Here is a 14,931-nt window from a genome sequence, read left to right on the forward strand (position 1 = left end):
AGCCAAACGCATCCCGGTGGGGCGGGCATCGCGTGAACGTACCAGGACGTCCGCTCAGTCTTCCCGCAACGCCATGACCACATTGGCGAGTTGGACCCGCGAGTTGACCGACAGCTTGCGGAAGACCGCGGTCAGGTGGGTGTTGACCGTGTGCGGGGAGACGACGAGCCGGTCGGCGGCCGACCGGTTGGTGTGTCCCTGGGCGATGAGACGGGCGACCTTCCGCTCCGAGGCGGTGAGGGCCCCCCAGCCCTGGACGGGGCGCTGCCGGGCGGCGGTCCCGCGGTCGCCTCCGCCGCCCGCCGTCCTGCCCGGACCGGGCCGTACCCGTGCCGCCGCGGCATGGGCGCCGGACTCGGCGAACGCGCCATGGGCCTGCCTCAGCGCGGTCATGGCCCGCGGCGCGCGGCCGGCGGTCAGCAGCGCCTGTCCGAGGTCGGCCTGCGCGGCGGCCCGGACGAGCGGGCGGGGGCTTCGGGCGAGCAGGTCCACCGCGCGTTCCAGCAGGGCGGGATCGTTCCGCACCAGCCCGAGGGCCTGCGCGGCGATACCCGTGGCGGTGGGTACCGCGGGGTTGCGGTCGGCGTGCGCCCCGGCCTGGGCGGCCAGGTCCTCGGCGAGTTCCCGGTCCGCGCCGCGCAGGGCCATGCGGATCGCGAGGTCGACCCAGTCGCGCAACAGCCGCCAGCGCATGAAGGAACCTTCCTGCTGCACCTGCCGGATCCGGTCGACGGCGAGCCCGGCGTCCCCGTCGGCATCGGCGTGCACCGCTTCCAGGAAGCGCACCGCGGCGGTGTTGCCCGGGTTGGGTTTGACCGCCAGCCCCTCCCGCGCGGCGGCCAGGTGCCGGCCCGCCGCCTCCCGGTCGCCGCGCAGCAGGGCGATCCGGGAGCGGATCACCCGGGAGTTCACCTGCTGGACGGGTATCCGCACGTCGTCCTCGAGCCGCTCCATGGTCACGAAGCCGGCCTCGGCGTCGTCGAGTCTGCCCAGGCCCAGGTGCTGCTGGGCCTGGGCCCACAGGAGCATCGCCTGCCGGGGCGCCCCGGCGTCGTCCGCCGCACGCAGCAGCAGCCGCTCGCCGGCGGCGAAGTCGTCCAGGTGCTGGTAGGCGACGATCTCCTCGGGGAGGAAGGCGGCGTCGACGGCGCTGAGGGCGGTGAAGCGCTCCAGGGCGAGGGCGTTCTCCCCCGCGTTGAGGGCGATCTCGCCGAGCCCGGACAGGGCGAGGACGTGCGCCTCCCGGTCACCGGTCGCGATGGCCTCGCGCAGCGCGCTCTCGCCGGCCTCCCGCGCGGCTGCGAGGTCACGTCCCCGGGACAGGGCCAGCGCGCGCAGGGCGGCGAGCCTGGCCGCGACCTTTGGGGCGGCGCCCCCGACGGCGACGGCCGTCTCCGCCCGGCGGCGCAACTCGTCGGCGAGGTCCATGTTCCACAGCGTCCCGCCCAGGGCGGCCTGGAGCCGGCCGAACGCCTCGGGGTGGGGGCGCGCGGCCAGCAGCCGGTCGCCGGTCGCCAGCGCCTCGCGGTTCCGGCCGGCCCGGGTCAGGCAGACGATCGCCCGCTCCCCCACCGCGAAGCTCAGCGGCCGCGCGGGCGGCACCAGTTCCAGGGCGCGCGTCATCAGGTCGGCCGCGAGGCCGGGCGTGACCGGCAGCACGTCCTCGGCGGCCCGCCGCAGCAGTGTCACGGCCTCCTCGTCCCCGGGCAGGGCGCCCTTGAGGAGGTGCGGCACCATGTCGATCGGCTGACGGCCCGCGGCGGCGAGGTGGCCGGCCGCCTCCCGGTGCAGCGCCTTGCGGGCCGACGGCGGGATGTCGACGTAGACCGCCTGGCGCAGCAGATCGTGCCGGAACACCAGTTGGTCGCCGTCGTCGTCCAGGAGACCGGCGCGCACCGCCTCCTCGAGCGCCGGGATCAGGGTGGTGGCCGGCCGGCCGCACAGCGCGGCGGCCTCGGGGAAGCCGAACCTGCTTCCCAGCACCGCTCCCATCTGGAGGAAGCGCAGCGTGCCGGGTTGCAGGGATCTGAGCCTGCCGCGCACACCCACGACGAGCCTCGGGTGCACGGGTGTGCCCGGGGCACCGGCGGTCCGCAGTCCCGCGAGCATCTCGACCGCCAGGAACGGGTTCCCGCCGGCTCCGTTGAGCAGGTCGCGCACCCGCTCGTCGACGGCCGTGCCCAGGGCGTCGCCCGCCAGCTGGCCGATGGCCTCACCGGACAGCGGGCCCAAGGGCACGGTGACCGTCGGCAGATCGCCCGCCGCGGCCGTGACCACCTCCTCCGCCGGGCCGGCCGGCTCCAGCCGTCCGGTCAGCAGCCAGAGCACCGGTGAGGTCCGCAGACGGACCGGGAGTTGCTTCAGGGCGAACCGGCTCAGCGGGTCGGCCCACTGCACGTCGTCGAGGGCGATCAGCACCGGTACCTCGCCGGCTCTGGCCTCGATCGCCTCCGCCAGGCGTTCCACCAGCCAGATCCGCTGGTCGTGATGGCGCGCGAGATCGGCGATGGCACCGTCGGACAGCAGCGGCCGGTCGCCGTGCAGGACGCAGGCCGCCAGCGACGAGAGCGGCACGATGTGGTGGAGCTCGTCTGCCTTGCCCAGGCCGACCGAGAATCCGGCCGCCCGGGCTCTGGCGACGGCCTCGGCGAGCAGGGTGCTCTTGCCGATCCCCGGTTCGCCCCGGATCAGGGCCAGTGCGCCGCCGCCGGTGCGGACCACCGAGGTGATCAGGTTCTGGAGTGCTTCGAGCTCGTCCTCCCGGCCGCGCAGACCGCTACGGGACAGTGATCCGCCCACCCTCGCCACTCTTGCCCTTCCCTGTCCCCGCGCGTCCGCCGCGGGGACGACGCGCCGGCTGTCCACTATGGCAAGAACGACGGCTCCGAGCACACCTGGCATATGGGGCGGGCCACGTGACTCGTGCCACTGCCGGCAGACGGCGGTGCGGGACGGGGCGCAGGCACGGGAGCCGCGGCCGGCCGGGACCGGGCCGGGCGCCGCGCGGGGCCGGTGCCCGACACCCCGCGGGCCGTCGGCCGTACCGGTCGGCGCGCACCGGCCGGCCGGTGGTCCGGTCCGGGAGGGATCCCGGTCCCGGCCGCCATGGTCAGGACGCGTCGGGCGGACGGGGCTCACGCGCTCCCGGCCGCGGCCGGGAGCGCCGGCCCGCCGGCGCCGTCGAGGACCGCGACGGCCGGTGCGTCCCACTCGGCGGGCGGGATCGTACGGGGTTCCCGCAGCGCGGAGTCCCGCCACTCGGCGGGGGACATCCCGTAGGCGGCCCGGAACACCCGGCTGAAGTGGGCGGCGTTGTGGAAGCCCCACCGGCGGGCCACGGCGGCGATGGTCCGGCCCTCGGAGTCCCGCCGGGCCAGTTCGCGCCGGCACTCCTGCAACCGGCGGCGCTGGATCCACCGGCCGAGCGTGATGTCCTCCTCCTGGAAGAGTCTGTGCAGGTAACGCACGGAGATCTGGTGGGCGTGCGCGATGGCCTGGGGCGTCAGGTCGGAATCGGCGAGGTGGCGGTCGATGTGCGCCTGGATCCGCGACAGCCACGCCTTCGCCGCGCTCGGCGGGTCGTCCGTGTCCTGCCGAAGCCGCTCCTCGACCAGCACGCTGAGCAGGTCGATGACGTTGCGGGCGAGCGCCTCACCGGTGTCCGGGGGGTAGGTCGCGGCCGTGTCCACGAACCGGGTCAGGAAAGGGGACAGCAGCGAGCCCAGCGTCGTGTCGGGGCGGACGGCCGTCGCCGTGAGCCGTCGCAGGTCCGGCTCCGCCAGCCCCAGGAGCCGGCGCGGCAGGAGGAGGGACTTCGTCCGGAACGGCCCGGGGAACTCCATACGGCTCGGGCGGGCCGTGTCGCAGAAGACGATCTGCCCCGGGCCCAGGTGGGCCACGCGGGCGTCCTGCTCGACCACGGCGGTGCCCCGGACCAGGAGCATGACGACGAGGTGCTCGTCCTCGCCCGGCGCGATCAGCTCCACGGTCCGCCGGGCCTCCAAGGGGCCGCCGTCCACGGTGGCGACCTTCAGATGACCCAGCCGGGAGGTGCGGACGGTTCCCGAGCAGTCCTCGTCGGGGACGACGAGCTCGACCGCGGCGAGCGTCCGGGACAGGGCGGCGCGCCAGTACGTCCGTCGTTGGTGGATGGGCACCGCATCCGTGGTGTAGAGGGTGCCCGACAGCGCCTCTTCCGGTTCCGCTGCCGGTGAGTCCGGCGACATGTTCTCCGCCCTTCGGCCGGTGTGCTTTCCTCACACCGTGCCAACGGGACGGGCGCGACGCATCGAGCGAATCCGCTAGATCCGGTGAGTTCCGTCGGCGCGTGCTTCCTCGCCGGATTCGTCGTGGTGGAGCTGGGGGCCGAGTCCCCGATCTTCGACCTGACCCTGTTCCGCGACCGGGCCTTCACCGTGGCGTCCGTGGTCGCGGTCATCGGCATGCTCGCCTTCCTGGGCGCCTGCTTCGCGACCAGCATGTGGCTGGGTCCCGTTCAGCACCAGGACCCGATCCGCGTCGCGATCCCCTTCCCGCTGCTCCAGGTGCCCGCCTTCGTACTCATCCCGATCGTCTCGCGGCTCCCGCACCGGGTCGCCGCGTCCTGGCTGCCGACCACCGGATTCGTCCTGATGGCGATCGGCTGCCTCTGTGCGCCCGGCTCGACGTCACCGACCCGGGACTCGGCGCGTTCACGGCGCCCGCCCTGCTCATCGGCATCGGCTTCGCCCTGACCGTCAGCTCGGTGACGGCCGTGGCGCTGAACAGCGTGCCCCTGAACCTGGCGGGCATGGCCAGCGCCACCACCAACATGCTGCGCGACCTCGGCTTCGCCCTCGGCCCGGTCGTCGTCGGCGCGGTGGCCCTCAGCGACGCGGGGTCGGCGTTCGCGGCGAACCTGTGCGACGCGCACCTGTCGGCCGGCCAACTGGCCGCGGCACAGCGGGACACCGGTCACGACGGGGCACCGATCACACCGGCCGGCGTCCCGTCGGGCTGCTCCGGTGAGGACGCCCGGTCGCCGCGGACGACCGCTCACCGGTGGTCATGCGCTCTCCCCGGGATCGGACAGGAGGGGAGCGGAGGGGACGATCCCGCGCTCCCCCACCGGGGATGTGTCAGGAACCGCCAGCGCCAGCGTGTCCACCAGTTTCTCCAGGCGGCCGGTCCTGGCGTACGTCTCGCGTTGGCGGTCGGCGGCGCCCCCCTCGGCCGACAGCCGGTCCAGCCATGCGCCGACCACGGCACGGTCGCCCTCCTGGGCCATGTGGGGCCAGGCCAGGCGCCGCAGCGTCTCGATCTGCCGCACCACCGGTGTCACCGCGGGCGGCGAGCCGGCGGTCAGGTCCAGCAGGTTCCCGGTGACCCCCTCACGGGCAGCCTGCCAACAAGCGGCGACCAGGACGTCGTGTTCCGTCTCCGGCGGCTTCGCTCCCGCGTCCACCTCGCTGCGGGCCCGTGCGACCAGCGCTCGTACCAGCAGTGCGTAGGCCACCGTCTCCGCGACGGTCGGCAGGACGTCGGCCACCCGGACCTCGACGGTCGGAACGTGACGCGAGGGGCGGGCGAACCAGTAGATCATCCCCGGATCCAGGACCGCCCCGCTGGCGACCGAGGTCCCGACGATCTCCTCGTAGTGTTCGGCCGAACGCAGCAGCGGGGGCGGGCCGGCCGTGGGCCACCGGCCCCACAGCATCGTGCGCCAGCTCGCGTACCCCGTGTCGCGGCCGTGCCAGAACGGCGAATTGGCGGTCAGCGCCAACAGCAGCGGGAGCCAGGGCCGCAGACGGTCCACCACGGCGACCGCGGTGGCCAGGTCCGGTACGCCGACGTGGACGTGGCAACCGCACACGCCCTGGTCCTGGAGCAGCGGACCGAAACGCTGCCGTATGCGCGCGTAGCGGGGGTGGCCGTGAAGCCCCGGTGTGCCGGCCGGATCACCGTCCAGTGCCGGCCCGGCGTGTCCGAGCGGCGAGGTCCCCGAGGCGAGCAGCAGACAGTCGTGCACGCCCGCCGCCCGGGCCACGCCCCCGCGTAATCGAAGGAGTTCACGGCGCAGGTCCCGTGCGGTGCCGCACACGCCGCTGACCGTCTCCACCATCGCCTGGGATATCTCGTGCACCAGTCGCCCGTCACCCAGCCGCGCCCGGCCGGTCTCGACCACCGTGCCGCTGCGCCCCACGGGAAGACCACTGCTCCGGTCCAACAGCAGGAACTCCTCCTCCACGCCCAACGTCGTCCGGTCGCGCAACCGCACCTGTTCCCCACCGTCCACAGGCTCTCCGTCCTCGCGCCGTCCGATGCGATCAGCACCGGCGGTGAATTCCCTGGGGGGATACCCGCAGCAGGCGTCGCCCGGAACTTGTCGCCGGGAACACCAATACGAACAGGCCAACGCGAACTACGCCGCTCAGAAAGAGCTGCGCCGCACAGAGACAGGCGGGGCGCGTGTTTCGGCGCGAGGCACATTCTCCGCAGTGAGAGCGGTCCCGGGTGCCGAGGTCGGTCGGCCGATTCCGCGGCGAAGCGGCGAAGGACCCGGGGAAAACCCGAGACGGGCGACGACCCACCGGATCCGGCCGGGGGACCGGATGCGGGCCCGGCCCTCAGACTCCTTGTGCGCCGCCGCTCACGATGGCGGTTCCATTCGAACGACAGGCGCCGGTTCCGGCCTCGCATTCCGTTCCGCCGTGCGCTCCGCGGAACGAAGGGCATGCCGCGGCGCGTCCGCGGACCACTGACCGATGGCCGTATACGAGCGTGCGCCGGCGACAACCGCCGGGGCGGCAACCGGCAGCACCGCCACGAACGGGTGACGCACCCCTCGACGCCGACGCGGATCCGGCAACAGTCGCAACCGCTCCACCAGCGGCAACCCCGCAGTGTCCTCCAGAACGGGCGACTTGATCGGACAGACGGTGGAGACTGACGACACCACGAAGTTCCGGTGGTACGAGACGACTTGGGGAGGCCAACCCGTTCAACCGGAGCTTCGTTGCGTTCGGGACGGCCCGACCCGCACTCCCTGGACGGCCGCAACCCGCGGACTCACCTGATCACCGGGACTTCGTAACGCCCCTGCTCCGCGGGCTGCTGCGCTCAGGACTGGTCGTACCAGGAGAATGCCGCGATCCGCCAGCCCTCCGGGGTGCGGACGAACTGGAAGGTCTTGGTCCCGCCGCCCTCGAACGGCTTGCCGTCCAGGACGCCGGCCTTGCGGTACTCGCCGAAGCGCGACGCGATGTCGCCCGCGATCTCGGTCCGCTCGGAGGTCTCCCACTCCGAGAACTCGACCAACCGGCCGTCGGAGAGCAGGCGTTCGCGAGGCTCGATGAACTCGTCCATGGTGTAGACCGTGTACTTCGGCCCGGTCAGCACGATCACGCCACCCGGAATGACCAGCCGGCGGATCCGGGTCACGTCCGGGGTCTTGCCGCCGCGGTTGTCGAAGGCTCCGAAGAACTCGGCGGTTATGGCGTCAATCTCGATCTTGGACATCGTGCGACAGTAACGCCGTTATGGGGCAACGGACATGGCGCCGAGAAAGCTTCGGTCCAGCACACCCACGAGATCACACGACTTTGCAGCAGCCCTGGGCGCTGAGACCATTCGAAGTGCCCGCAAGGGCCGGTGCGGAACCGACTGGACGCTCCGTCAGACCTGGTCTCGCAACGACGGACGAACGGCCACGGACATCGAGATCCGGTCCTGTCGCCGAACACGTCAAAGCCCCTGGGCCGTCGCCTTCATTGATCTACCGTGGCGACATGACGAAACCTCTCCCTCGCCTCACTCCGACCGGCACCTGCTGGTGCGGCTGCGCCAAGAAGGTCGGACCGGGGTCCTTCTTCGCTCCCGGCCACGACAAGGTGGCGGAGGCGGCCCTGCTCGCTGCCGAATACGGTTCCTCTGTCGCCCAGTTGCTGCACGGACACGGTTATGGCCCAGGACATTCGGTGAGTGAGCGTGCCGTGTCCGAGGGCGTATGGCGCAGGTGTCCGGCCTGCGACTACGTCGGTGCACCGGCGAGTATCGCCAATCACGCGAAGCGAGCCCACCCGCCCACAGCCGACCGAGCCTGAGGAGCAGGACAATGACCGAGCCTGCCTCCAGCCGGCGCGCCGACCTGGAGAGGGCGGTGCACAGGTACGGCGGCTACTGGGACACCGAACACAGCCTGCGCACGCTGCGCGACGCCGGGCACGACCCACAGGACAAGCACATCCGCCGGATCCTCCGGGACCTCGCGGGCGCGGGTTGGCTGGTGAAGGTGGAGGACCGGCCCGTCAGGTACCTCCTTGCTGAGCCGGAATGAGCAGGGAGCGCATCACCTCAGCGTCGGCCCGGTACCTCTCCGCGGCGCGCCGTGTCCCCTCCCCGTGACAGCCGTACCGCTTGCCCTTCGGTGTGCCGGCCGTCGGCCGGCACACCGAAGGGCTCACTGACGACCGCAGCGGAACACCCGAGCCACCACAGCGCGATCGCCGCGACCCGGGTGCCGCCCTCGGCAAGAGCGTGTACCCCGACGTAGTCGAGGGTCCAGGACGCCTCCGCCGAGTTCCGGCCCGGGTGCCGCAGCACGCGGGGCTCGCCCCAGTCGGGCACCGCGACGAGCGCCACGTCGAGCGTCATGCCCAGCGGGGTGGGCGCGACTCCGCCGGCGGATCGAGCACCAGATCCACCGCCTGCCTCCCGTTCTGTCACCACCTGCTGGGTGGCTCAACGGGTCAGCACGGGAACGCCTACTCAAATGACGCCGGCTCGAACTGTGCTCATGGGGGATGGCATCCGGTTCACAGGTCGTTGAGGTTCCAGAACATGCCGACCTCTGTGTCCGAGACGACGACGAGACCGCAGTCCTCCGTGAAGACACTCATCGGGCTGTACCCCAGGGCCTCCAGCGTGAAGTCGAGTGTGCCGGGCGCGCTGCCGGTCTTGCTGACGTTGGTGTGGTACGTGGCCTCATCTCCGTACCGCGCGAGCACCGTACGTGCCATGGCCCGCAATTCGTCCGGTGACTCGGTGAAGTACTGGAGGTTGGCCAAGGTGCAGCCGCCCTCGGTGAGGGCCAGGAGCAGGTTCTCGGCACTGTCCCGGTCGATCTCGTCGAGGCGTGACGCGACGTACTCCTGGGGGTGCACGGCGAAGGGCCACGTGGGGCTCCCCGCACGCTCGGGATCCTCCTCCGCGTCGTCGACGCGGGCCCAGCCCCTCGGGTCCGGTACGGCGCGGGCCATCAGATCGAGGACGTCGAGCGTCCAGTCCTCGTGGCGGCGCGGGCCGGTGGCGATGTACGCGGTCGCATCCCTGTACAGGTGGCGTACCGCGGCGTCCCAGGACGTCTGGTCGGCGGACATGTGGTGCGGGCCTTTCTCGGCGAAGCCAGGGCTCGCAGGGCATCGACGTCATGACGGTGAACGGCGGATTTCGACTGCTGTCGTACCTGAGGCGCGTGTCGATGCCGTTCGCGTCGTACGCCTTGGCGTTGATCCCGCCCTCCTTGTACCCGGACGACGGGTCGTTCGGGTCCACCGGCTGCTCGAACACGCTGCGGCCACTGATCTCGCCGGGTGGCGCCGTGGAGAGGCACTTCTCGACCTTGCCGTCCGCCGGCGGCGGCGGTCCCTTGATCCACGCCTCGATGGCAGCCCTGTTCTGGTCGAGGTTGTACTCCGTCAGTTCCTCGGCACGCCGGTAGCTCGGGAAGGACGACGCCGCGCCGGGATACGGCTCGCCGTGCGGCCAGGCTTGAGACGGCCCGTTCGTCTGCTGCCCGCGCGGACGCTGCGCCAACTGCTCGTCCGACGTGCCGACGTGCCTGTCCAGGGTGGGGCGGTTCTCCATCAGGAAGAGCGTCAAATGAGCCTCAAGATCCCGGTTGCACGCAGCGCAGTCAGCACCAAGTCAGGACACCCCCTTCCGCCGCCCGACGAGGGCCGACCCTGTGCCGTCCGCATGGCTCTCCACGGCCCCGATGGTGGGCACGCGCACTCCCCGGGCCGAAACTATGGTGTCCCACCACATACGCCTGTGACCTGCGTGTTCCTACGGTGTGCCGACACGTACCCGTCCCCACCGCACACGAGGAAGTGGCGCACATGGCATCCCCGACCACCGCTCCCCCACCCCCCGCGAACCTCCCCCGCATCGTCGCCGCCAGCCTCATCGGCACCACCATCGAGTGGTACGACTTCTTCCTGTACGGCTCGGCCGCCGCCCTCGTGTTCAACAAGCTGTTCTTCCCGGACTCCGACCCGTTGGTCGGAACGCTGCTGTCGTTCCTGACGTACGCGGTCGGGTTCGCGGCGCGGCCGCTGGGGGCCCTGGTGTTCGGGCACTACGGCGACCGGCTGGGACGCAAGAAACTGCTGGTCCTCAGTCTGCTCATGATGGGCGGGGCGACGTTCGCCATCGGGCTGCTGCCCACGCACGCGACCGTGGGCGCCGCGGCGCCCGTGCTGCTCACCACGCTTCGTCTGGTGCAGGGCTTCGCGCTCGGCGGGGAGTGGGGCGGGGCGGTGCTGCTGGTCTCCGAGCACGGTGACGCGCGACGGCGCGGGTTCTGGGCGTCGTGGCCGCAGACCGGGGCGCCGGCCGGGCAGTTGCTCGCCACCGGTGTGCTGTCCCTGCTGACCTCCGTGCTGTCCGACGACGCCTTCGAGAGCTGGGGCTGGCGGATTCCGTTCCTGCTGTCCGGCGTGCTGGTCCTGGTCGGACTGTGGATTCGTCTCTCCGTCGACGAATCGCCCGTGTTCAAGGAGGCGTTGGCACAGGCCGAGGCCCGGAAGGCGACGCGGGCGGCCGAGGCCGAGAAGCTGCCGCTCGTCTCCGTGCTCAGGCACCACTGGCGCGATGTGCTGGTCGCCATGGGAGCCCGCATGGCGGAGAACATCAGCTACTACGTCATCACCGCCTTCATCCTCGTCTACGCCACCACCTCCGCCGGCGTCTCCAAGCAGACCGCGCTGAACGCCGTGCTGATCGCCTCCGCCGTGCACTTCGCGGTGATCCCGGCCTGGGGCGCCCTGTCGGACCGGATCGGTCGCCGCCCGGTGTACCTGCTGGGCGCCGCCGGGGTCGGACTGTGGATGTTCCCGTTCTTCTCGCTCATCGACACCGGCGGCTTCGGCAATCTCATCCTCGCGGTCACCGTCGGGCTGGTGCTGCACGGCGCGATGTACGCCCCGCAGGCGGCCTTCTTCTCGGAGATGTTCGCGACCCGGATGCGCTACTCCGGCGCCTCCATCGGCGCCCAGTTCGCCTCGGTCGCCGCGGGCGCGCCCGCCCCGCTGATCGCCACCGCCCTGCTGTCCGACTACGACAGCTCCACCCCGATCGCGCTGTACGTGATCGCGGCGGCCGTGCTCACGCTGATCGCGGTGGGCGCGGCCAAGGAGACGCGCCATCGCGACCTCACCGCGGTCGAGGCCCCGCAGGACGCCCGGCCCGCGGCCGAGCGGGCGGCCGACGCGCGTACCGTCTGATTCCGCTCACGTCCGGTCGCGGCCCCCGTGTGCTCGACGCGCGGGGGTCAGCGCCGTGCCGGCGACGAGAGCCGGTGCAGACGCAGGGCGAGCTGGAGCTCCAGCGAGCGGGCCGGCGTCTGCCAGTCCTCGCCGAGCAGCCGGCCGACGCGCTCCAGTCGCTGCGCGACGGTGTTGACGTGGACGTGCAGTTCGTCCTTGGTGCGGGCCGGGCTCATGCCGCACGCGAAGTACGCCTCCAGGGTGCGTATCAGGTCGGTGCCGCGCCGCTCGTCGTAGCCGATGACACCGCCGATGGTCCGCTCGACGAACCCGGCGACGTCCCGTTCCCCGGCCAGGAGCAGACCGAGGAAGCCGAAGTCCTCGGCGGCGGCTCCGTCGCCGGTGCGGCCCAGCAGCCGCAGCGCGTCGAGGCAGCGCCGCGCCTCCGCGTAGGCGGCCGTGACGGCGTCGGAGTGCGCGGTGAGGTCCGCCACGGGGGCGGAGGCGCCGATGGTGACCGTCTCGTGCACGGCGGCGCCGAGGTGCCGGGCCGTGCGGCGGGCCAGCTCCGTGGCGCTGTCGTCGCGCCCGAGGGGCAGCAGCAGGACCGTGCCGCCGTCGCGCGCGGCGGCCAGGCCCTGCCGGGTGGCCGCCAGGTGGGAGGCCGCCGCCCACAGGCGACGGCGGGCGGCGGCCTCCTGATCGGCGTCGGCGGCCGGGGTGTCCAGGCGGGCGGCGAGCACGACGTGCGTGGCGTCGAGGTCGGCGTGCAACCGGGCGGCGCGCTCGCGCAGCAGTCGGGGGTCGTGGTCGCGGGCGTCCAGGAGGTCGTCGAGCAGTTCACCGCGGACGCGTTGTTCGGCCTCCGCGGCCGACCGTCTGGCGAGCAGCAGCAGGGAGGTGACCATCGCGGCGCGCTCCAGGGTGCGCTGGTCGACCGGGTCGAGGTCGTGGTGGCCGCGCAGGACGAGCGCGCCGAGCAGCTCGCCGCCGGCGGTGACGGCGGCGATCCAGTCGTCGCCGTGCCGCACCGCGTGCCCTTCGGCGCGGGACGCCTCCAGCGGACCGGCCGGTGCGGCGGACGCCTCGGTGAACTCCACCGCGCCGTCGAGGACCTGGGAGACCGCGGCGGCCACGTCGTGGACCCCGCCGCCGCGCAGGACGAGTTCGGCGAGCCGGTCGTGGACGTCCGAGGCGCGTTCGATGACGGCGCTGCGATCGCGGATGATCTCGTTGGCGCGCTCCAGGCCGGCCAGGGCCGAACGGGTCTCGGTGAGCAGGTTGGCGCTGTCGATGGCGGCCGCGGCGAGGGCCGCGAAGGAGCCGAGCAGGGCGATCTGCTCCCGTTCGAAGACCCTGGCCCGCCGGTCGGCCGCGAAGAGGACGCCGATGACGTGCGGTCCGAGCATGAGGGGCACTCCGAGGATGGCGACCAGTCCCTCGTCGCGTACGCCCTCGTCGATGGTGCCGGTGTGCTGGAAGCGGGCGTCCCTGAAGTAGTCGTCGGTGACGTACGGGCGGGCCGTCTGCGCGACCAGGCCGCCGAGCCCCTCGCCCATGCCCAGGCGCAGCTGCTGGAAGCGCGCGGCCACCGAACCCTCGGTGACGCGCATGTAGGTGTCGCCACGGGCCGGGTCGTTGAGGGTGAGGTAGGCGACGTCGGTGCCGAGCAGGGAGCGGGCGCGCTGCACGATGGCCGGCAGCACCGAGTCCAGGTCCCTGAGGCCCGCGAGGTCGTGGGCGGTCTCGAACAGGGCCGACAGCTCGGCCTCGCGGCGACGGCGGCCCTCCAGCTCGGCGCGCACGCGCAGGGCGAGCAGCTTGGCGTGTTCGAGTGCGCCGATCCACTCGGGCGGCCGGCCCTCGGCGCGGGCGGCCGGCACCGGCCGCTCGTACGCGGCGGCCGGCGCGCCCCGGGCCAGCAGCTCGAGGAACGGCGCCCCGGCGCCACCGTCCGGCAGGACGCCCTCGCCGGTGGGCGCCCCCGCGTCGGTGGGGCGCCCGGCGGACTGCACATGATCGCTGGACATGCTCACAGGATTCCCCATCCGCCCGTCGCCCGCGGAGCCCTGTGGAAAACTCGGCGACGGGCGGGGGCCGGGCAGGTCAGTGGGCGGTCCAGCCGCCGTCGAGGACCAGCGACGTTCCGGTCACGAAGGACGCCTGGGGGCCGCACAGATAGGCCACGGCCTCCGCGACCTCCTCCGGTTCGATCAGGCGTTTGACGGCACTGTCCCGCAGGAGCACCTCGGACAGCACGCGTTCCTCGGGTACGCCGTGGGCCTCGGCCTGGTCGGCGAGCTGCCGCTCGACCAGGGGGGTGCGCACGTACCCGGGATTGACGCAGTTGGAGGTCACGCCGTGTGGCGCGCCTTCGAGCGCGGTCGTCTTGGACAGTCCCTCGAGACCGTGCTTGGCCGCCACGTACGCCGACTTGTAGGCCGAGGCGCGCAGGCCGTGCACCGAGGAGATGTTGACGATGCGGCCCCAGCCCTGGCCGTACATGTGCGGCAGGGCGCCCCGGATGAGCCGGAACGGCGCCTCCAGCATCACGGTCAGCACGGTGTGGAAGACCTCGGGCGGGAACTCCTCGATGGGGCGCACCAGCTGGATCCCGGCGTTGTTGACGAGGACGTCGGTGCCCGCGGCGACCTGCTCGGCGGCGTCGAGGTCGGTGAGGTCCAGGACGTGCGGCTCCAGGGTGCCGGGGAGCGCGGCGGACCGCTCGGCCAGCGCCTCCAGACCGGTCGCGTCCCGGTCGACGGCTCTGACCTTGGCCCCGGCGGCGGCCAGCCGGAGCGCACAGGCGCGGCCGATGCCGCCGGCGGCGCCGGTGACGAGCGCGGTGCGACCGCCGAGGTCGAGCGCGTGGGCTTGGGGGGCGGGGAGCGGGCTGGGCGGGGTCATGTCTCGACCCTAGGCAGCGCCCCCGGCCCGCCACATGTGGGCGTGGCCCATACTTCAGTCGGATGGCGTGGGGTCGAACCACGTGGGTGCGTCGGACATGGCCTGCTTGATGCGGAAGAGGGCGAAGTCGTCCAGGTCGGGCAGGGCGTCCACCGGGAACCAGCCCACCTCCAGCGACTCGTCGTCGTTGACCCGGGCCTCGCCGCCCACGGCACGGCAGCGGAAGGTGATGTCCATGTACTGGCAGACGTCGCCGTTGCCGTAGGTGACCGGGGCCAGCGCCTGGACGAGCACCACCCGCTCGGTGACGCAGCGCACCGCGGTCTCCTCGTGGACCTCCCGCACGGCGCAGGCGGCCGGCTGCTCGCCCGGCTCGGGGATGCCTCCGATCACCGACCACTCGCCGGTGTCGGAGCGGCGCCCCAGCAGCACTCTGTCCTCGTCGTCGAAGACGACGGCGGTGACCCCGGGCAGCCAGAGCAACTGGCTGCCGGCGAGGGCCCGGATCGTACGGATGAAGTCGGGAGTGGCCATGCACCGACCCTAACGGGCACGGCCG

At 72.7% G+C, this 14,931-nt stretch carries 13 protein-coding genes and 1 pseudogene; 3 read left to right on the forward strand and 11 right to left on the reverse strand.

Translation table 11 applies throughout. The features are described from left to right. Positions 1–54: 54 nt before the first annotated feature. Together ACF061_RS22735 and ACF061_RS22740 are read right to left on the reverse strand one after the other, a co-directional pair. Positions 55–2,799 (reverse strand): AAA family ATPase, encoded by a 2,745-nt coding sequence (locus ACF061_RS22735; protein WP_392268756.1) that lies wholly within the window; start codon positions 2,797–2,799, stop codon positions 55–57. Between the two features lie 335 nt (positions 2,800–3,134). After that, positions 3,135–4,226, reverse strand: coding sequence for a helix-turn-helix domain-containing protein (locus ACF061_RS22740; protein ID WP_392268757.1), 1,092 nt, complete (start codon positions 4,224–4,226; stop codon positions 3,135–3,137). Between the two features lie 84 nt (positions 4,227–4,310). On the opposite strand from ACF061_RS22740, the gene ACF061_RS22745 reads away from it, so the two are divergent. Next, complete coding sequence (locus ACF061_RS22745) at positions 4,311–4,733, forward strand: hypothetical protein (protein ID WP_392268758.1); 423 nt, start codon at positions 4,311–4,313, stop codon at positions 4,731–4,733. Between the two features lie 311 nt (positions 4,734–5,044). On the opposite strand, the gene ACF061_RS22750 is transcribed toward ACF061_RS22745, so the two are convergent. The 3 genes from ACF061_RS22750 to ACF061_RS22760 form a co-directional block, all read right to left on the reverse strand. Further along, positions 5,045–6,274, reverse strand: a complete 1,230-nt coding sequence (locus ACF061_RS22750) for a glutamate--cysteine ligase (RefSeq protein ID WP_392268759.1) — start codon at positions 6,272–6,274, stop codon at positions 5,045–5,047. Positions 6,275–6,628: 354 nt separating this feature from the next. Further along, complete coding sequence (locus ACF061_RS22755; protein WP_392268760.1) at positions 6,629–6,937, reverse strand: transposase family protein; 309 nt, start codon at positions 6,935–6,937, stop codon at positions 6,629–6,631. 161 nt (positions 6,938–7,098) lie between these two features. Next, positions 7,099–7,497: a DUF4440 domain-containing protein gene (locus tag ACF061_RS22760; RefSeq protein ID WP_392268761.1), complete on the reverse strand. Its 399-nt coding sequence runs from the start codon at positions 7,495–7,497 to the stop codon at positions 7,099–7,101. Between the two features lie 595 nt (positions 7,498–8,092). Between ACF061_RS22760 and ACF061_RS22765 the strand changes: the two genes are divergently transcribed. After that, positions 8,093–8,314, forward strand: coding sequence for a hypothetical protein (locus ACF061_RS22765; RefSeq protein WP_392268762.1), 222 nt, complete (start codon positions 8,093–8,095; stop codon positions 8,312–8,314). Positions 8,315–8,331: 17 nt separating this feature from the next. On the opposite strand, the gene ACF061_RS22770 is transcribed toward ACF061_RS22765, so the two are convergent. The 3 genes and pseudogenes from ACF061_RS22770 to ACF061_RS22780 all read right to left on the reverse strand — a co-directional run. Next, on the reverse strand, positions 8,332–8,631 hold the full coding sequence (locus tag ACF061_RS22770) for a hypothetical protein (protein ID WP_392268763.1): 300 nt from the start codon (positions 8,629–8,631) through the stop codon (positions 8,332–8,334). 161 nt (positions 8,632–8,792) lie between these two features. After that, complete coding sequence (locus ACF061_RS22775) at positions 8,793–9,356, reverse strand: hypothetical protein (protein WP_392268764.1); 564 nt, start codon at positions 9,354–9,356, stop codon at positions 8,793–8,795. A 49-nt stretch (positions 9,357–9,405) separates the two neighbouring features. Next, positions 9,406–9,843 (reverse strand): annotated as a pseudogene (locus ACF061_RS22780) (RNase A-like domain-containing protein); the annotation flags it as partial. A gap of 254 nt (positions 9,844–10,097) precedes the next feature. Here ACF061_RS22780 and ACF061_RS22785 point away from each other — a divergent pair. Further along, complete coding sequence (locus ACF061_RS22785) at positions 10,098–11,483, forward strand: MFS transporter (protein ID WP_392268765.1); 1,386 nt, start codon at positions 10,098–10,100, stop codon at positions 11,481–11,483. Between the two features lie 47 nt (positions 11,484–11,530). Here ACF061_RS22785 and ACF061_RS22790 read toward each other — a convergent pair whose 3' ends face one another. From ACF061_RS22790 to ACF061_RS22800, 3 genes are all read right to left on the reverse strand, one after another. Further along, entirely contained in the window at positions 11,531–13,495 is a 1,965-nt protein-coding gene (locus tag ACF061_RS22790) for a helix-turn-helix domain-containing protein (protein ID WP_392268766.1), read from the reverse strand. Positions 13,496–13,571: 76 nt separating this feature from the next. Beyond that, positions 13,572–14,372: a 3-hydroxybutyrate dehydrogenase gene (locus ACF061_RS22795; protein ID WP_392268767.1), complete on the reverse strand. Its 801-nt coding sequence runs from the start codon at positions 14,370–14,372 to the stop codon at positions 13,572–13,574. A 54-nt stretch (positions 14,373–14,426) separates the two neighbouring features. Beyond that, positions 14,427–14,906, reverse strand: coding sequence for an NUDIX domain-containing protein (locus tag ACF061_RS22800; protein ID WP_392268768.1), 480 nt, complete (start codon positions 14,904–14,906; stop codon positions 14,427–14,429). Between the last annotated feature and the right edge of the window lie 25 nt (positions 14,907–14,931).

Origin of the sequence: Streptomyces sp. NPDC015220 (genome assembly GCF_043079345.1) — a bacterium.
Classification (GTDB): domain Bacteria; phylum Actinomycetota; class Actinomycetes; order Streptomycetales; family Streptomycetaceae; genus Streptomyces.